Here is a 17911-nt window from a genome sequence, read left to right as displayed (position 1 = left end):
GCGTCACGGATCATGCGGGGGAGGCCCGCCCGGCCTCCCCCGCATGCGCGTGGCTACTCCGCCACCGGCAGCCGCGCCCCGTCCCGCAGGAACAGCGGGATGCGGTCCAGCGGGGCGTCGACGGTGACGGCCGCGCCGCCCTCGTACGTCTCACCGGTCCACGCGTCGGTCCACCAGGCGCCCGCCGGAAGGTACGCCGTACGCACGGTCGCGCCCGCCGTGAGCACCGGCGCGACCAGGAGGTCGGAGCCGAAGAAGTAGGAGTCGTCGACCGACCAGGCCGCGTGGTCCTCGGGGAACTCGAGGAACAGCGGGCGCATCACCGGCAGCCCCTCCTCGTGGGCCTCCCGCATGACGTCCAGTACATAGGGCTTCAGACGCTCGCGCAGCCGCAGGTACTTTTCCAGGATCGCGCCGGCCTCCTCGCCGTAAGACCAGACCTCGTTCGGGCCGCCGGTCATGTCGGGGCCCAGCGGCATCCCGGGGTCGCGGAAGCCGTGCAGGCGCATCAGCGGGGAGAACGCGCCGAACTGGAACCAGCGGACCATCACCTCGCGGTACGCCGGGTCGTCGGGGTCGCCGCCGTGGAAGCCGCCGATGTCGGTGTTCCACCAGGGGATGCCGGAGAGCGCGGTGTTGAGGCCCGCGGCGATCTGGCGGCGCAGGGTCGGGAAGTCGGTGCCGATGTCGCCGGACCACAGGGCGGCGCCGTAGCGCTGGCTGCCCGCCCACGCCGAGCGGTTGAGGGTGACGATCTCGGTCTCGCCCGCCGCGAGCATGCCCTCGTAGAAGGTGCGGGCGTTCTCACGGGGGTAGAGGTTGCCGACCTCCAGACCCGGGCCCGCGTGATAGCGCAGGTTCTCCTGGAAGCCCGGCTTCAGCTCGGGCTCGCAGGCGTCCAGCCAGAAGGCCGAGATGCCGTACGGATCGAGGTAGTTGTCCTTGACGCGTGACCACAGGAAGTCGCGGGCCTCGGGGTTCGTCGCGTCGTAGAAGGCGACCTGGACGGTGGAGGCGACCTCCTTGTCGGGCCAGTCCGCGTGGGCCATCGGGCCGTACTGGGTGCCGATGAAGTAGCCGCGCTGCTCCATGAGCGGGTGGTTCTCGGAGAGCGGGGAGACCGACGGCCACACGGACACGACCAGCTTGACGCCGAGTTCGGCGAGCTCGCGCCGCATCGCCGCCGGGTCCGGCCACTCGGCCGGGTCGAACTTCCAGTCGCCCAGGTGGGTCCAGTGGAAGAAGTCGCAGACGATGGCGGACAGGGGCAGGCCCCGTCGCTTGTACTCGCGTGCCACGTCGAGGAGTTCGTCCTGGGTGCGGTAGCGCAGCTTGCACTGCCAGAAGCCGGCCGCCCACTCGGGCAGCATCGGCGTACGGCCGGTGGCGGCGCTGTAGCGGCGCTGGGCGTCGGCCGGGGTGCCCGCGGTGATCCAGTAGTCGAGCTGGCGGGCCGAGTCGGCGACCCAGCGGGTGCCGTTGCCCGCGAGCTCGACGCGGCCGATCGCGGGGGAGTTCCACAGGAAGGTGTAGCCGCGGCTGGAGGTGAGCACCGGGACGGTGACCTCGGCGTTGCGCTGGATCAGGTCCAGGACGGTGCCCTTCTGGTCGAACAGCCCGTGCTGGTGCTGGCCGAGGCCGTACAGCTTCTCGCCCTCGTACGCGGCGAAGCGCTGCTCCAGGCGGTGGTGGCCGTTTCCCGTCGGGGTGTACAGGCGTGGACCGGGCCACCAGAAGTGGGCGCGCTCCTCGGCGAGGAGTTCCGTGCCGTCGGCCGTGAGGAGGAAGCGGATCTGACCCTCGGCGTCGACCTCGACGGTCAGTGCGCCGACCGTCAACCGGCCCTCGCCGTCCTGGATCTTGACGGTGCTCTCGGTCGCCCGCGGCTCGTCGAGGAGCGCGCCGGGGAGCCCTTCGAGGACCCGCCCAGGCGCGCGCGGACCCGGACCGCGTCCGGGCCCCAGGGCTCGATAAGGACGGTCTCCTGACGGCCGCTCCACTCCAGCCCGCCGTCCCGCTCACGGAACGTGCCGACGGTCGGGGAGGACTGCGCGAGGCTGACCGCGCCTGACTTGGTCTGGTTTTCGACAGGCTGATTCACGGGGGCGCTCCTGAAGGAATGCAGACATGAGGAATGCAGACATGCAGACATGCAGACATGGGGGTGCCCGGCGAGGAGGGCACAACGCTGGGGCTGGGGCTGGGGCTGGGGCTGGGGCTGGGGTTGGGGCAGTGCGGCGTGGTGCGGTGCGGGGTGGGGCAGGGAGTGGCCGGGCCCAGGGTCAGGCGGTGGTCGGCGCCGGGCCCGTGCTCGCCCGTACCGTCAACTCGGGTGCGATGAGCACGACTTCGTCCTTGCCGTGCCCTTCCAACTTGGCGATCAGATGCTCCACGGCGAGCCGGCCCATCTCCTGCGCCGGGATGGCGACCGAGGTCAGCCGCACCGAGGCCTGTGTCGCGACCTGGTCCGGGCAGATCGCGATCACCGACACGTCCTCGGGGACGGCCCGGCCCTGCTGGCGCAACAGTGCGAGCAGCGGCTCGACCGCGGACTCGTTCTGCACGACGAAGCCCGTGGTGCCGGGGCGCTCGTCGAGGATGCGGGCGAGGGTCAGGGCCATCGCGTCGTACCCGCCCTCGCAGGGGCGGTGCAGTACACGCAGGCCCAACTCCCTCGAACGGGACCGGAGTCCGTCGAGGGTGCGCTCGGCGAAGCCGGTGTGCCGCTCGTAGACCGCGGGGGCCTCGCCGATGACAGCGATGTCACGGTGCCCCAGCAGCGCGAGATGCTCGGCGCACAGCGCGCCCGTCGCGCCGAAGTCGAGATCGACGCAGGTCAGGCCCGAGGTGTCGGCGGGCAGGCCGATCAGTACGGAGGGCTGGTCCGTCTGGCGCAGCAGCGGGAGCCGTTCGTCGTTGAGCTCCACGTCCATCAGGATCATCGCGTCGGCGAGCCCGCTGCCGGTGACGCGGCGCACGGCGTCGGGACCCTCCTCGCCGGTGAGCAGGAGCACGTCGTAGCCGTGCGTGCGGGCGTGGGTCGCCACCGCGATGGCGATCTCCATCATCACGGGTACGTACATGTCGGTACGGAGCGGGATCATCAGCGCGATGATGTTGGACCGGCTGCTCGCCAGGGCCCGGGCCCCCGCGTTCGGGTGGTAGCCGAGCTCCTGGATACTCCGCTCGACCCGCTGCCGGGTGCCCGCGGAGATGGACCGCTTGCCGCTGAGGACATAGCTCACCGTGCTCGCCGAGACTCCGGCGTGCTGGGCGACCTCGGCGAGGGTGACCATCCAGCTCTCCAAGCATTGTGTGAAGCGCTTCGACAGTGCGCATTGCGAATAAGGGCGTGTGAGGGTGGCTCGACAGTAGCTCGACGGGTGGTGGGTGTCCATAGGTTGTCGAAGCGCTTCGACAGGATTCTTGCGGTGGGGATCGGGAGCCGTGGTCGTGCCGTGCGACGGTGCGTTCTCCGCGTCGCGCCTGGGCGTGTTTCCAGTGTCGTGCGCCGGTACGTTTCCCGCGCCGGACTTCACCATGCGGGGGCAACCTTTTGCGGACCGGTGGTCACTGAGAAGGCGTACGCAGACCGTTTTCCGGAAGGACCCCCGATGCAACACCGCCGACCGCGCCTGTCCAAGAAGGCGAAGACGATGCTCGCGGGAACGGTGGCGCTCGCGGCCGCCGCGGGTGTCACCGTCGCCCAGGCAGGCGAGGCCAGCAAGAAGTGCGGCGCCTTCGACACCGTCACGATGGGCAAGTACTACGTGAACAACAATCTCTGGGGGCAGGACGACGGCACGGGTACCCAGTGCGTCTGGGACACCTCGCGCTCCGGCGACACCATCGGCTGGGGCACGAACTACACCTGGACCAGCAAGGCCGGCAAGGAGAACAGCGTCAAGTCGTACGACAGTACCGTGCTCGGCTGGCACTGGGGCTGGAAGGCCGACAAGGCGGCCACCGAGCTGCCCGTCCGGGTCGGCGATCGCAAGCCGGTCAAGACCAGCTGGGAGTTCTCGGTCAGTTCCAACCCCGGCACCATGAACGTCGCGTACGACCTGTGGCTGCACGCCAAGAACGACGCGGACTGGCAGGACCAGCCCACCGACGAAGTCATGGTCTGGCTCAACCGCCAGGGCGGTGCGGGCCCCCTCGGCACCAAGTACGGCAGCGTCAGCCTGGACGGCGCCATGTGGGACATCTACCAGGGCGACATCGGCTGGAAGGTGTACTCCTTCGTCCGCCGCACCAACACCACCAAGGCATCCCTCGACCTCGGCGACTTCACCCAGGCCCTGGTCCGCCGCAAGCTGCTCGGCAACGACAAGTACCTCTCCGGCATCGAGTCGGGCAGCGAGGTCTTCCGGGGTTCGGGACGGCTGGACACCAAGGCGTATTCGGTCGACATCGGCTGACATCGGACCAAACCCCTGGGGTACACGTTCATGCGAACGCGCACGCACGTTCACGCGAACGCGCGCGAGGACTGGTGGGGTCACCCGTATTCGGGTAAATACGATCGAGTAGAACCGATCGGTAACGATGGTCCCCAAGATCCCTATGCGCGGCGAGGTGAGCCTCATGTCCGCAACACCCCACCAGCCCACCGTCACTGAACGTGAGGCACGTCAGGTCGCGGAGGCGGCCCGCGAACAGGACTGGCGCAAGCCCAGCTTCGCCAAGGAACTGTTCCTCGGCCGCTTCCGCCTCGACCTGATCCACCCGCACCCCATGCCCCCCGAGGACGACGTACAGCGCGGCGAGGAGTTCCTCGCCAAGCTGCGCGACTTCTGCGAGACGAAGATCGACGCGGCCCGTATCGAGCGCGAGGCACAGATCCCCGACGAGGTCATCGACGGCCTCAAGGACCTCGGCGCCCTCGGCATGAAGATCGACACCAAGTACGGAGGCCTCGGCCTCACCCAGGTGTACTACAACAAGGCGCTCGCCCTCGTCGGCTCCGCGAACCCGGCGATCGGCGCGCTGCTGTCCGCGCACCAGTCGATCGGCGTACCGCAGCCGCTGAAGCTCTTCGGCACGCAGGAGCAGAAGGACGTCTTCCTGCCGCGCTGCGCCCGCACCGACATCTCGGCCTTCCTCCTCACCGAGCCGGACGTCGGCTCCGACCCGGCGCGGCTTGCCACGAGCGCCGTCCCGGACGGCGACGAGTACGTCCTCGACGGGGTGAAGCTCTGGACGACCAACGGCGTCGTCGCCGATCTGCTGGTCGTCATGGCGCGCGTCCCGAAGTCCGAGGGCCACAAGGGCGGCATCACGGCGTTCGTGGTGGAGGCCGGCTCCGAGGGCGTCACCGTCGAGAACCGCAACGCCTTCATGGGCCTGCGCGGTCTGGAGAACGGCGTCACCCGCTTCCACCAGGTCCGCGTCCCGGCCGCGAACCGGATCGGCCCGGAGGGCGCGGGCCTGAAGATCGCCCTCACCACGCTCAACACCGGACGCCTCTCCCTGCCCGCCATGTGCGTGGGCGCGGGCAAGTGGTGTCTGAAGATCGCCCGCGAGTGGTCGGCGGCGCGCGAGCAGTGGGGCAAGCCGGTCGCCTTCCACGAGGCCGTCGGCTCCAAGATCTCCTTCATCGCGGCCACCACCTTCGCCCTCGAAGCCGTCGTCGACCTGTCCTCCCAGATGGCCGACGAGGACCGCAACGACATCCGTATCGAGGCCGCCCTCGCCAAGCTGTACGGCTCCGAGATGGGCTGCCTGATGGCCGACGAACTGGTCCAGATCCGCGGCGGCCGCGGCTTCGAGACCGCCGAGTCGCTGGCGGCGCGTGGCGAGCGGGCGGTGCCCGCCGAGCAGATCCTGCGCGACCTGCGCATCAACCGCATCTTCGAGGGCTCCACGGAGATCATGCACCTGCTGATCGCCCGCGAGGCCGTGGACGCGCACCTGTCGGTCGCCGGTGACCTCATCGACCCCGACAAGTCCTTCTCGGACAAGGCGAAGGCAGGCGCGAACGCCGGTGTCTTCTACGCCAAGTGGCTGCCGAAACTGGTCGCGGGACCGGGCCAACTCCCACGCTCGTACGGCGATTTCAACCGGCACGTGGATCTCTCCCCGCATCTGCGCTACGTCGAGCGCAACGCCCGCAAGCTCGCCCGCTCCACCTTCTACGCCATGTCCCGCTGGCAGGGCCGGATGGAGACCAAGCAGGGCTTCCTGGGCCGGATCGTCGACATCGGCGCCGAGCTCTTCGCGATGAGCGCGGCCTGCGTCCGCGCCGAACACCTGCGCCTCACCGGACAGCACGGCCGCGAGGCCTACCAGCTCGCCGACGCCTTCTGCCGCCAGTCCCGCATCCGCGTCGACGAACTCTTCGGCCGGCTGTGGAGCAACACCGACGACCTCGACCGCAAGGTCGTCAAAGGCGTGCTCGCGGGCACGTACGAATGGCTGGAGCAGGGCGTGATCGATCCGTCCGGGGAAGGTCCCTGGATCGCCGACGCGACGCCCGGCCCGAGCCGGAAGGAAAACGTCCACCGCCCCATTCGCTGACCTCTTCCCCAGGAATTCACTGCCGTCCCGGTTCGCCATTTCCACGCTTGCCGCACCGAATATGTGCGTCGACAATGAGGAGAATGGCGAACGGGGACGGCAGATGCGCCAAGGAATCGGGGAAGAACACGCTCACGGCCTTTCCGCGCAGCTGACGCGCGCCCGCGCCGAGGCCCGGCGGCAGCTGGACGAACCGGATCCCGCAGGGGCCCTGCGGACCGTCCGCAAGGAAGTGCGGCCGCTGGGGCAGAAGCTGCGCGAAGCCGCGCCCGAGACCTTCGCGGCGCACCGTGACGGCCTCGCGGTTCTCCTCAACGACTGCGCGCTGGCCCTGGTCGACACGGAACCGCGCCCGCCGGCCGCCTGCGCCGGAGTGCCGAGAAGGAACGTGCCCGTCAGTGCCACGACGCCCGCGAGCGCGGGCAGGGCAGCGCGTATCCGCATGAGAACCCCCCAGGGTTTCGCCCCCCGGCCGGTCGTCCACCGGCCAGTGAGAATGATGAAGTGCTATCACATGATCTTCACGCGGGATTCACAAAGGGTGATTTCGCTTCCTCCGGTACGTCGGGGTGCTAATGGGGTCAGAAGAGGGGAGAAGAGGGGAGCCCTGTCCTGCGCGGGTCGCGATGCGGCCACAATGGGGGGATGAGCGACAGTCCAGCCCCCCTCGCTGATCCGCATCTCGTCTTCGACCCCGTGGACGGAGTCCGGGATGTCGTGATCCTCGGCTCCACCGGCTCGATCGGCACCCAGGCCATCGACCTCGTGCTGCGCAACCCCGACCGGTTCCGGGTCACCGCGCTCTCCGCCGCCGGCGGCAGGGTCGGACTGCTCGCGGAGCAGGCCCACCGACTGCGCGTACGCACGGTCGCGGTCGCGCGCGAGGACGTCGTACCGGCGCTGCGGGAGGCGCTCGCGGCCGAGTACGCACCCGGTGAGGCCCTTCCCGAGATCCTGGCCGGCGCGGACGCCGCCACCCAGCTCGCCGCCTCCGACTGCCACACCGTCCTCAACGGCATCACCGGCTCCATCGGCCTCGCCCCCACCCTCGCCGCCCTGGAAGCGGGCCGCACCCTCGCGCTCGCCAACAAGGAATCGCTCATCGTCGGCGGCCCGCTGGTGAAGGCGCTGGCCAAGCCCGGTCAGATCATCCCCGTCGACTCCGAGCACGCGGCGCTCTTCCAGGCCCTGGCGGCCGGGACGCGCGCCGATGTGCGCAAGCTGGTCGTCACCGCCTCCGGTGGACCCTTCCGGGGCCGTACGAAGGCGGAGCTGGCGAACGTCACTCCCGCCGAGGCCCTCGCGCACCCCACCTGGGCCATGGGCCCGGTGATCACCATCAACTCCGCGACCTTGGTCAACAAGGGGCTGGAAGTCATCGAGGCGCACCTCCTCTACGACATTCCCTTCGATCGCATTGAGGTAGTGGTGCACCCGCAGTCGTATGTCCACTCGATGGTTGAGTACACGGACGGATCGACACTGGCCCAGGCGACGCCCCCCGACATGCGGGGGCCGATCGCCATCGGTCTCGGCTGGCCCGGGCGCGTCCCGGACGCGGCGCCCGCCTTCGACTGGACCAAGGCGTCGAGCTGGGAGTTCTTCCCGCTCGACAACGAGGCGTTCCCCTCCGTCGGGCTCGCCCGGCATGTGGGGCAGCTCGCGGGCACGGCCCCGGCGGTGTTCAATGCCGCCAACGAGGAGTGCGTGGACGCGTTCCTGAACGGCGCCCTGCCGTTCAACGGGATCATGGAGACCGTCACCCGGGTGGTCGAGGAACACGGCACACCCGGAACGGGAACTTCCCTGACCGTGGCGGACGTCCTCGAAGCGGAGACCTGGGCGCGCGCCCGGGCCCGTGAACTGGCCGCACAGACGGCACAGACGGCACGGACAGCACCAATGACACAGATGACAACCGCGGAGGCTCGTGCATGACGACCCTGATGATGATCCTCGGCATAGTCGTCTTCGTGGTCGGCCTGCTCATCTCGATCGCCTGGCACGAGCTGGGACATCTGTCGACGGCCAAGCTCTTCGGCATCCGCGTGCCGCAGTACATGGTCGGCTTCGGGCCGACCATCTGGTCGCGGAAGAAGGGTGACACCGAGTACGGGGTGAAGGCGGTCCCGCTCGGCGGCTACATCCGCATGATCGGGATGTTCCCGCCCGGCCCCGACGGTCGCATCGAGGCACGCTCGACCTCCCCCTTCCGGGGCATGATCGAGGACGCCAGGTCGGCCGCCTTCGAGGAGCTCCAGCCCGGCGACGAGACCCGCCTCTTCTACACGCGCAAGCCGTGGAAGCGCGTGATCGTGATGTTCGCGGGCCCGTTCATGAACCTCATTCTGGCCGTCGCGATCTTCCTCGGCGTGATGATGACGTTCGGTGTGCAGACCCAGACCACCACGGTCGGCAAGGTCTCGGACTGTGTCATCCAGCAGAGCGAGAACCGCTCCAAGTGCGCGGCGAGCGACGTGGCCGCGCCCGCCAAGGCCGCCGGGCTCAAGGGCGGCGACAAGATCGTCGCGTTCAACGGCAAGGCGATCGACGACTGGTCGGTGCTGCAGTCCGACATCCGCGCCAACCCCGGCAAGGACGTCACGATCACCGTTGAGCGGGGGGGTCAGAAGGTCGACCTGACCGCCCACCTGATCAAGAACCAGGTCAGCAAGACCGACGGCGACGGCGGCTATGTCGAGGGCAAGTACGTGTACGCCGGCTTCCTCGGCTTCACGCCCGCGTCCGGCATCGTCCAGCAGTCGTTCGGCCAGTCCGTGAACCGCATGGGCGACATGATGCAGAACGGCGTCGAGTCGCTGGTCTCGCTGCCCGGCAAGATCCCCGACCTGTGGGACGCGGCCTTCGGAGACGGCCCGCGCAAGGCGGACTCCCCGATGGGCGTGGTCGGCGCGGCCCGTATCGGCGGCGATGTCTTCACGCTCGACATCCCGGCATCGCAGCAGGTCGCGATGATGCTGCTGCTGGTCGCCGGCTTCAACCTCTCCCTCTTCCTGTTCAACATGCTCCCGCTGCTCCCGCTCGACGGCGGGCACATCGCGGGCGCGCTGTGGGAGTCGCTGCGGCGGAACGCGGCGAAGGTGCTGAAGCGGCCCGACCCGGGCCCGTTCGACGTGGCGAAGCTGATGCCGGTGGCCTATGTGGTGGCCGGAATCTTCGTCTGCTTTACCTTGTTGGTGCTCGTGGCAGACGTCGTCAATCCGGTCAAAATCAGCTAAGAAGCGATCGGATTCTGTTGCCTCGCAAGTGTGGCGCCCTTCACGCGTGTAACTCGCACGAGTGAAGGGCGCCACTTGTTTGTACGTCGTATTCGCGGATTTCGTACGTTCCTGCTGTTCATGGGTGACCCCAGCGGTACGCGAACACCCTGGGGCCTGGCCAGTCTGGAAGGGACTGACATGAAGCAAGGTACTGCGGAGTGCGCGAAAAACAAGGGTGGTCCGGCGGAGACAGTTGATGCAGCCGCTTACATGCGGGTATCGACCACTGAACAGAGAGGTAGGTACGGGATTCCGGCGCAGGCCCTGGGCATCAAGGCCTTCGTGGAGCAGCGGCCGCTGCTGCGTCTTGTGGAATGCCGCGAAGACATTGGCGAATCCGGATCCACCTACTCGCGTCCCGGCTTCGACGCGCTACTCGATGACATCTCCGCGGGGCACGTGAAACTGGTCCTGGTGCATCGCCTTGACCGTCTGGGGCGGACGGAGGCCGCCATCTGGTGCTGCGTCTGGCAGGTCGAGGACGCCGGAGGGCAAGTGGAGTGCTGCACCGAGTCTCTCGGCGAACCGGGCATCGAGCGATGGCTCACGATCGACCGGCTGGCGCAAGCCGTGGAAACAGATTATCGGCGCATTCTCACGCGCACCCAGGCGGGTCGGCAGCTGAAGGCGGTCGACGGTGGATGGCCGGGTGGCCCGGCCCCCTACGGGTACAGGATCAGTGGCAAGGGCGCCTTCGGCTCAACCCTGGAGGTGGATCCGGCCGAGGCGCGCGTGGTGCGGCTCGTCGTTGATCTCGTGATCGGTGGAGTACGTGGTCTCACGGAACTCGCCAACGAACTGAACAAACGGGGCGCCTTGACGCGGACTGGTAGGTGCTGGACCCCTGCGAACCTCGTACATCGCCTCAAGAGCGGGACGTTTCACGGAGAGGTGGTATTCCGCCGACTCGATCGTCAGTGGGGTGACCATTGCACCAGACTCAGCAGCGACGGGCGCCCCCTGCACGGCGACAGCGTGGTGATCCCGCTGCCTTCGATCCTTACGACAGACCGGCTCAGGGCATTTCAGGGGACGGCGTGTGGGCTGACATCATCGAGCTGCTCGACGAGGAGGGGCAGGGGACGCCGGTCGTCGGCTACGACGCTGTCCCGGCACTGGCCATCCGCACAGGCCTGGACCCTGAAAGGGTGGGCTGACCGCCCCCGTGAGGTCAGTCGGACGCGGCGATGTCCAGAAGTTGTTGATGGATGCCGGGTCTGGCGAAGAGAGCCGCGCCTGTGTCGAAACGCTGCTGGCCTACGAGGTCGCTGAAGACGCCTCCGGCCTCCTGGACGATCGGGATCAGCGCGGCGATATCCCAGGAACCAGCGCCCAGCAGAAGGAAAGCGTCCAGCTGACCGGTCGCGACCAGGAGGGCGCCGTGGCAGGTGCCGGATCCGGTGGACGGTTTGCGGGGCGCTGGAGCAGCGAGGTCTGCCACGGACCAGTCGAGTGTGGGCCGGGTCTGAGCGGTGTGTGCCGACAGTCGCGCGGCGATGGCCCTTTCCGGCTCGGTCAGCCGGGCCGGCGGCGGCCATATACCGATGGTGGCGTCGCAAGCGTTGCCACCATCGGCGATCGTCAGTTGATGGAAGGTGCCGACAAGTGAGAAGGGCACGGTCCAGCCCAAGCGCCGGAACCCGGCGCCGCCCACCAGCGACGGCCCAGAGCGGGGGCGGAGACCATGCCCAGCGTGACGCTGCCGTCTTCTTCGACTGCGATCAGGGTGCTCCACTCCGGCTCTCCGGCGAGGAAGCTCGCGGTGCCGTCGATGCCCTCAATGTCCCGGTCGGCGGCGGTGACCAGGCTTCCATCGCTCTTGACCGCACCGTGAGCCCGACGGCCGAGAAGTGGCGACGCGCGATGGCATCCGCCTGGTTGGCCAGGCAATGCGCCAAGGCCAAGTCCGCTGAGTCCGACATACCTCCCCCTTTCCCATCGGATGACACGATCACATCACCACTGCATGACCCTGTGGAGCTCGACCCATGCCAGGCCGACCGTCATTGGACGCCATCGGGTGGACCTCCAAGATGCCGTGTGTTCCTGTCCACCTCTGTGCCGTAATCTCGGAGCCTGGAGCCCACGATTCCGGGACCTTGATCCACAACTTGGGGTTGCACAGCAGATGACTGCGATTTCTCTCGGCATGCCGTCCGTTCCGACCAAGCTCGCAGAGCGTCGGAAGAGCCGGCAGATCCAGGTCGGAACCGTGGCCGTGGGTGGAGACGCACCCGTCTCGGTGCAGTCGATGACGACGACGCGTACGTCGGACATCGGCGCCACGCTGCAGCAGATCGCCGAGCTGACAGCCTCCGGCTGCCAGATCGTACGAGTGGCCTGCCCCACCCAGGACGACGCCGACGCACTCGCCACGATCGCCCGCAAGTCGCAGATCCCGGTCATCGCGGACATCCACTTCCAGCCGAAGTACGTCTTCGCGGCGATCAACGCGGGCTGCGCGGCCGTCCGGGTGAACCCCGGCAACATCAAGCAGTTCGACGACCAGGTCAAGGAGATCGCGCGGGCCGCGAAGGACACCGGCACCCCGATCCGGATCGGCGTCAACGCGGGCTCGCTCGACAAGCGGCTGCTCCAGAAGTACGGCAAGGCGACCCCCGAGGCGCTCGTCGAGTCCGCCCTCTGGGAGGCGTCCCTCTTCGAGGAGCACGACTTCCGGGACATCAAGATCTCGGTCAAGCACAACGACCCGGTCGTCATGGTCAACGCCTACCGGCAGCTGGCCGCGGCCTGCGACTACCCCCTGCACCTCGGGGTGACGGAGGCGGGCCCCGCCTTCCAGGGCACGATCAAGTCGGCGGTGGCGTTCGGAGCGCTGCTCTCCGAGGGCATCGGCGACACGATCCGTGTTTCCCTGTCGGCCCCGCCCGCCGAGGAGGTCAAGGTCGGCCTTCAGATCCTGGAGTCGCTGAACCTCAAGCAGCGTGGCCTCGAGATCGTCTCCTGCCCGTCCTGCGGGCGCGCCCAGGTCGACGTGTACAAGCTGGCGGAAGAGGTCACCGCCGGTCTGACGGGTATGGAGGTCCCCCTTCGCGTCGCCGTCATGGGCTGCGTCGTCAACGGGCCCGGTGAGGCCCGTGAGGCCGACCTCGGCGTCGCCTCCGGCAACGGCAAGGGGCAGATCTTCGTCAAGGGCGAGGTCATCAAGACCGTGCCCGAGTCGAAGATCGTCGAGACGCTCATCGAGGAAGCGATGAAGCTCGCCGAGCAGATGGAGGCGGAAGGTATCGCCTCCGGCGAGCCTTCGGTGTCGGTGGCGGGCTGACTCACCTTGTGGCGCAAGGGACCCGGGTGCCCCTCCGGAGGTGGCGCCCGGGTTCCTTGCGTGCGGTGCTGCTTGGTATCTCCGGCTAAAGTACGGAGATCAGCAGACCGTGTGACTCCGCCCCGGGGGGCTTCTCGCAGTGATGCGACGGTCAAGCCCTGACCGGTGCCCGCAAACGAGCACACGACGACGCTAACAGGGTGCGCGACGCGCTGTCGTTGCCCGCAAGGAGTGATGGAGTCGTCCCGTTGTTGACCCAGACCACCACCAGGGTCCTCGAACCGAGTGACCTGGACGCCGCGCTCGCCGTCCTCGACCGCGACCCGGTCGCCAACGCCTTCGTCGCGTCCCGGGTACAGGTCGCGGGCCTCGACCCATGGCGGCTCGGCGGCGAGATGTGGGGCTGGTACGAGGACGGCATGCTGCGCTCCCTCTGCTACGCGGGGGCCAACCTGGTCCCGATCTGCGCCACCCCACGCGCCGTCCGCGGCTTCGCCGACCGGGCGCGAAGGGCGGGTCGCCGCTGTTCCTCGATCGTCGGCCCCGTCGAGGCCACCGCCCAGTTGTGGCGGCTGCTCGAACCCAGCTGGGGTCCGGCCCGCGAGGTCCGCGCCCACCAGCCCCTGATGGTCACCGACCGGGTCCCCGCCGACATCGCCCCGGATCCGTACGTCCGCCGCATCCGCAAGGACGAGATGGAAACGATCATGCCGGCGTGTGTGGCGATGTTCACCGAGGAGGTCGGCGTCTCACCGCTCGCCGGTGACGGCGGCCTGCTCTACCAGGCGCGGGTGGCCGAACTCGTCGGCACCGGCCGCTCGTTCGCCCGCCTCGACCAGAACGGCAAGGTCGCCTTCAAGGCCGAGATCGGCGCCGCCACCTCGCAGGCCTGCCAGATCCAGGGGGTGTGGGTCGCCCCCGAGTACCGGGGCCAGGGGCTCGCGGCCCCGGGCATGGCCGCCGTCATGCGCTACGCCCTCGCCGACGTCGCCCCGCTCGTCAGCCTCTACGTCAACGACTTCAACACCCCGGCCCGGGCGGCGTACCACCGTGTCGGCTTCCAGGAGATCGGCGCGTTCATGAGCGTGCTGTTCTAGCCCTCGGTAGGGGGCGGGGAACTCCGCGACCGTCCCCGACCGGGACGCACCGGAACCAGCCTCCCGTAGTCCCCGCCGCCATCCGGCGAAGCGCCCCGGTAGTCTCCCCGGCATGCTGCGCTTTCCCGGTCAGGGCCCCCGCAACCCCGACGACGTGGTCGTCGGCCCGCTGGATCTCGCGGCGCGCGTCGACGAGGCGCTCGCCGTGCAGGCCCTCGCCTTCGGGCTCGGCGCCGACGAGGTCGCCGTACGCCGGCAGATCGTGCTGCGTCACCTCACGTACCCGGGAGCCCGCGCACTCGGCGCCACGACGCCCGACGGACGGCTCGTCGGCTTCGTCTACGGCATGCCCAACGACCGCACCCACTGGTGGTCCACCGTCGTGGAGCCGTATCTGCGCGCCCAGGGTCACGACGCCTGGCTCGACCACTCCTTCGTGATCACCGAGCTGCACGTCCACCCGCACTACCAGAACCACGGCGTGGGCCGGTCACTGATCACCGGCATCACGGACAGCGCCACCGAACCCCGCTCGATCCTCTCCGCCATCGACACCGACAGCCCGGCACGCGGCCTGTACCGCTCGCTGGGTTACGAGGATCTCGCGCGGCAGGTCCTCTTCCCCAGCGCACCCAAGCCGTACGCCGTCATGGGCGCTCCGCTGCCGCTGCGCAGGCGCTGAGCGCACGGGTCTGCCGTCCGGCCGGGCGACAACCGATTTCCACCGGGCTGGGCCGCCCGGCTAACCTCCTAGCCATCACCCTTACGCAGCAGGAGTCGAGAATCATGGCCCAGGTCCAGCGCATGTCCCGTTTGATGGTCAAGACACTGCGTGACGACCCGGCGGACGCCGAGACGCTCAGCCACAAGCTGCTCGTCCGCGCCGGCTACGTGCGCCGCAACTCCGCCGGTATCTGGACCTGGCTGCCGCTCGGCAAGAAGGTCCTCGACAACATCTCCCGGGTCGTACGCGAGGAGATGGACGCCATCGGGGCGCAGGAGGTCCTCCTGCCGGCCCTGCTGCCCAAGGAGCCCTACGAGGCATCCGCCCGCTGGGAGGAGTACGGCGACCTCCTCTTCCGCCTCAAGGACCGCAAGGGCGGCGAGTACCTCCTCGGCCCGACCCACGAGGAGATCTTCACGCTCGTCGTGAAGGACCAGGTCGCGTCCTACAAGGACTTGCCGGTCATGCTGTACCAGATCCAGACGAAGTACCGCGACGAGGCCCGCCCGCGCTCCGGCGTGCTGCGCGGTCGCGAGTTCCAGATGAAGGACTCGTACTCCTTCGACACGACGGACGAGGGCCTCGCGGAGTCGTACGCGCTCCACCGCGCCGCCTACCAGAAGATCTTCGCCCGCCTGGGGCTGGACTACCGCATCGTGTCGGCCGTCTCGGGCGCCATGGGCGGCTCGGCGTCGGAGGAGTTCCTCGCGCCCGCCGCGGCCGGTGAGGACACCTTCGTGGACTGCCCGTCCTGCGACTACGCGGCCAACACGGAGGCCGTCACCTTCGCCCTGAAGCCGGTGGACGGTTCCGGTGTCGGCCCGGTCGAGGAGCTGGACACCCCCGACACCCCCACCATCGAGACGCTCGCCGAGCACCTCGGCGTCCCGGCCTCCGCCACCCTCAAGAACCTCCTCGTCAAGGTCGACGGCGAGATCGTCGCCGTCGGCGTTCCCGGCAACCGCGAGGTCGACCTCGGCAAGCTGGGCGAGCACCTCGCCCCCTCCGTCGTCGAACTCGTCACCGCCGAGGACTTCGAGGGCCGCGACGACCTCGTGCGCGGCTACGTCGGTCCGCAGGGCCTGGAGAAGATCCGCTACATCGCCGACCCGCGCGTGGCCCCCGGCACGGCCTGGATCACCGGCGCCAACAAGGTCAACACGCACGCGAAGAACGTCGTCGCCGGCCGCGACTTCGAGGTCGACGACTACCTGGACGTCGTCGTGGTGGAAGAGGGCGACCCGTGCCCCAAGTGCGGCACCGGCCTCAAGCTGGACCGCGCCATCGAGATCGGCCACATCTTCCAGCTCGGCCGCAAGTACGCCGACACCTTCCAGCTCGACGTCCTCGGCCAGCAGGGCAAGCCGGTCCGCGTGACCATGGGCTCGTACGGCATCGGTGTCTCCCGCGCGGTCGCGGCGCTCGCCGAGCAGTGGGCCGACGAGCAGGGACTGTGCTGGCCCAAGGAGATCGCTCCCGCCGACGTCCACGTCGTCGCCGCCGGCAAGGCTCTGCAGACCGAGCTGGCCCTCGACGTGTCGGAGAAGCTGGGCGCGGCGGGCGTGCGCGTCCTCGTGGACGACCGCGCCGGGGTCTCCCCGGGCGTGAAGTTCACGGACGCCGAGCTCATCGGCGTACCGCAGATCCTGGTGGCCGGGCGGCGCTCGGCCGAGGGTGTCCTCGAGCTGAAGGACCGCCGTACCGGCGAGCGCGAGGAACTGACCGTCGACGAGGCGATCGCGCGTCTCTCGGCGTGACCGAGGTACTCGAAGTCCGTAATTAAAGGGGTCTCTCAGGGACCTCTTCGGGGCGCACGAGCGCCTCAGGGGCTTCCCTCGGGCTGCTCCCCGACCGTAGGACGTGACAGAGCGTCATTCGGAGGGGAGCAGCCATGACAGGGGCGTCGTGATGGTCACTCTCTCCCGCGGCACCACGGCCGCCGCCGACCGGCGCGCCCTCGGCACGAGCGTCCGCCTGGGAACCACCGCCCCCCCCGCAGCGCAGTCAGAGCCAGCCGGCGAACTCCAGCAGCAGCTCCGCGTCCTGCGGACGCCCGACCCGCCCCGCCCGTACGCCGGACTCGACCGCCCGGAACAGCGTCCAGCCCCGCAGCCGCTCCTGGTCCACCTCCAGGGACTCGGCGAGCCGCTTCACCCGCCGCCGCGTGATCGACGACCCCGAAGGGGACGCGATCAGGTCCTCCACCCGGTCCCGGACCAGCCGGGCCAGGTCGAAGGCGCACTCGCCGACCACCGGGTCCGGGCCCACGGCCAGCCAGGGCATACGCTCCCCGGCGAGTACCTTGCTCTGCCGGAAGGTGCCGTGCAACAGCCGCTCCTCGGGCGGGTCGGCGAGGAGTTCCTCGCGGGCCGCGAGCGCCGCGTCGACCAGAGGCGCGACCTCCGTGTCGGCGCCCGCCGCCACCCGCATCGCCTCGGCCTGCCGCCCGGTCCGCTCGGCGACGGTCTCGATGACATGGGTGGCCGGCGGTTCGACCCACAGCCGCCGCAGCGTCCCGGCCGCCTCCAGCAGAGCCTTCGCCTCCGGCAGCGAACGCACGGACAGATCAGGACGCAGGCGCTCCAACAGCAGTACGCCGTGGGTGTCGGCCTGCGCGTCGGCGGGGTTGAGGAGCTGCACGGCGCCCCGGCCGTCCCAGTGGGCGAGCGCGGCCCGCTCGCTCTCCGGACGGGCCCGCGGCGGCGCCAGCTTCAGGACGGCGGGCGTCCCGTCGGCCTGCCGGACGAGCAGAACGAGGCTGCTGCGGCCGCCGGGCGCCTGCACCCGTTCCACGGTCAACTCGCGTAGATCGACCGTCTGTTGCGCCAGCGCGGGCAGCTTGTCCAGCCACTCACCCGTCTCGTCGGACCCGCCGGAGCCGTTGGACCCGTTCCGCTGCGTCTCGCCGAGCGCCCGTACCAGGCGCCGCGGCGGTTCGAAGGCCATGCGCGAGTCCATTGCGCGAGTGTTCCTTTCCAACTGGTCCACGTCGTCCACGTCGTCC

11 protein-coding genes and 3 pseudogenes are annotated in these 17911 nt (G+C 69.2%); 9 read left to right on the top strand and 5 right to left on the bottom strand.

What is annotated here, in order from left to right; all coding sequences use genetic code 11:
• Nucleotides 1-53: 53 nt before the first annotated feature.
• Nucleotides 54-2101: pseudogene (locus OG819_RS03655) on the bottom strand (TIM-barrel domain-containing protein).
• A gap of 181 nt (nucleotides 2102-2282) precedes the next feature.
• On the bottom strand, nucleotides 2283-3296 hold the full coding sequence (locus OG819_RS03650; RefSeq protein WP_266647985.1) for a LacI family DNA-binding transcriptional regulator: 1014 nt from the start codon (nucleotides 3294-3296) through the stop codon (nucleotides 2283-2285).
• A 318-nt stretch (nucleotides 3297-3614) separates the two neighbouring features.
• On the opposite strand from OG819_RS03650, the gene OG819_RS03645 reads away from it, so the two are divergent.
• The 5 genes and pseudogenes from OG819_RS03645 to OG819_RS59065 form a co-directional block, all read left to right on the top strand.
• A complete protein-coding gene (locus tag OG819_RS03645; RefSeq protein WP_266629201.1) occupies nucleotides 3615-4421 on the top strand; it encodes an endo-1,4-beta-glucanase in 807 nt (268 codons plus the stop codon).
• Nucleotides 4422-4587: 166 nt separating this feature from the next.
• Nucleotides 4588-6519 (top strand): acyl-CoA dehydrogenase family protein, encoded by a 1932-nt coding sequence (locus OG819_RS03640; RefSeq protein ID WP_266629203.1) that lies wholly within the window; start codon nucleotides 4588-4590, stop codon nucleotides 6517-6519.
• Between the two features lie 645 nt (nucleotides 6520-7164).
• Nucleotides 7165-8457, top strand: coding sequence for a 1-deoxy-D-xylulose-5-phosphate reductoisomerase (gene dxr, locus OG819_RS03635; RefSeq protein WP_266629209.1), 1293 nt, complete (start codon nucleotides 7165-7167; stop codon nucleotides 8455-8457).
• On the top strand, nucleotides 8454-9758 hold the full coding sequence (locus tag OG819_RS03630; RefSeq protein ID WP_266629211.1) for a site-2 protease family protein: 1305 nt from the start codon (nucleotides 8454-8456) through the stop codon (nucleotides 9756-9758). Before dxr ends, OG819_RS03630 begins: the two co-directional genes overlap by 4 nt.
• Nucleotides 9759-9878: 120 nt before the next feature.
• Nucleotides 9879-10700: pseudogene (locus tag OG819_RS59065) on the top strand (recombinase family protein); the annotation flags it as partial.
• Nucleotides 10701-10971: 271 nt separating this feature from the next.
• Here OG819_RS59065 and OG819_RS03625 read toward each other — a convergent pair.
• Nucleotides 10972-11418 carry an inositol monophosphatase family protein gene (locus OG819_RS03625; protein ID WP_266647983.1) on the bottom strand — a complete coding sequence of 149 codons (447 nt, stop codon included), beginning with the start codon at nucleotides 11416-11418 and terminating at the stop codon, nucleotides 10972-10974.
• A gap of 2 nt (nucleotides 11419-11420) precedes the next feature.
• A pseudogene (locus tag OG819_RS03620) lies at nucleotides 11421-11582 on the bottom strand (inositol monophosphatase family protein); the annotation flags it as partial.
• 346 nt (nucleotides 11583-11928) lie between these two features.
• Between OG819_RS03620 and ispG the strand changes: the two are divergent.
• The 4 genes from ispG to OG819_RS03600 all read left to right on the top strand — a co-directional run bounded on the left by ispG (nucleotide 11929) and on the right by OG819_RS03600 (nucleotide 16664).
• On the top strand, nucleotides 11929-13086 hold the full coding sequence (ispG, locus tag OG819_RS03615; protein WP_266430715.1) for a flavodoxin-dependent (E)-4-hydroxy-3-methylbut-2-enyl-diphosphate synthase: 1158 nt from the start codon (nucleotides 11929-11931) through the stop codon (nucleotides 13084-13086).
• Nucleotides 13087-13334: 248 nt separating this feature from the next.
• Nucleotides 13335-14183, top strand: a complete 849-nt coding sequence (locus tag OG819_RS03610) for a GNAT family N-acetyltransferase (RefSeq protein WP_266629217.1) — start codon at nucleotides 13335-13337, stop codon at nucleotides 14181-14183.
• Nucleotides 14184-14295: 112 nt separating this feature from the next.
• Complete coding sequence (locus OG819_RS03605) at nucleotides 14296-14865, top strand: GNAT family N-acetyltransferase (protein ID WP_266586303.1); 570 nt, start codon at nucleotides 14296-14298, stop codon at nucleotides 14863-14865.
• 104 nt (nucleotides 14866-14969) lie between these two features.
• Nucleotides 14970-16664, top strand: coding sequence for a proline--tRNA ligase (locus OG819_RS03600; RefSeq protein WP_266629219.1), 1695 nt, complete (start codon nucleotides 14970-14972; stop codon nucleotides 16662-16664).
• A gap of 247 nt (nucleotides 16665-16911) precedes the next feature.
• Here the strand turns inward: OG819_RS03600 and OG819_RS03595 are convergent, their stop codons facing one another.
• Nucleotides 16912-17853, bottom strand: coding sequence for an aminoglycoside phosphotransferase family protein (locus OG819_RS03595; protein WP_266652557.1), 942 nt, complete (start codon nucleotides 17851-17853; stop codon nucleotides 16912-16914).
• Between the last annotated feature and the right edge of the window lie 58 nt (nucleotides 17854-17911).

The organism is Streptomyces sp. NBC_01549, assembly GCF_026339955.1.
GTDB lineage: Bacteria > Actinomycetota > Actinomycetes > Streptomycetales > Streptomycetaceae > Streptomyces.
The sequence above is the reverse complement of the archived record's forward strand: the minus strand, read 5'-3'. Positions and strand labels throughout refer to the sequence as shown.

What these genes read in the sequence shown, in the direction of transcription:
- OG819_RS03630 (WP_266629211.1), top strand. Translation starts at nt 8,454, where the DNA reads ATGACGACCCTGATGATGATCCTCGGCATAGTCGTCTTCGTGGTCGGC.
- OG819_RS03640 (WP_266629203.1), top strand. Translation starts at nt 4,588, where the DNA reads ATGTCCGCAACACCCCACCAGCCCACCGTCACTGAACGTGAGGCACGT.
- OG819_RS03600 (WP_266629219.1), top strand. Translation starts at nt 14,970, where the DNA reads ATGGCCCAGGTCCAGCGCATGTCCCGTTTGATGGTCAAGACACTGCGT.
- dxr (WP_266629209.1), top strand. Translation starts at nt 7,165, where the DNA reads ATGAGCGACAGTCCAGCCCCCCTCGCTGATCCGCATCTCGTCTTCGAC.
- OG819_RS03645 (WP_266629201.1), top strand. Translation starts at nt 3,615, where the DNA reads ATGCAACACCGCCGACCGCGCCTGTCCAAGAAGGCGAAGACGATGCTC.
- ispG (WP_266430715.1), top strand. Translation starts at nt 11,929, where the DNA reads ATGACTGCGATTTCTCTCGGCATGCCGTCCGTTCCGACCAAGCTCGCA.
- OG819_RS03650 (WP_266647985.1), bottom strand. Translation starts at nt 3,296, where the DNA reads ATGGTCACCCTCGCCGAGGTCGCCCAGCACGCCGGAGTCTCGGCGAGC.
- OG819_RS03605 (WP_266586303.1), top strand. Translation starts at nt 14,296, where the DNA reads ATGCTGCGCTTTCCCGGTCAGGGCCCCCGCAACCCCGACGACGTGGTC.
- OG819_RS03595 (WP_266652557.1), bottom strand. Translation starts at nt 17,853, where the DNA reads ATGGCCTTCGAACCGCCGCGGCGCCTGGTACGGGCGCTCGGCGAGACG.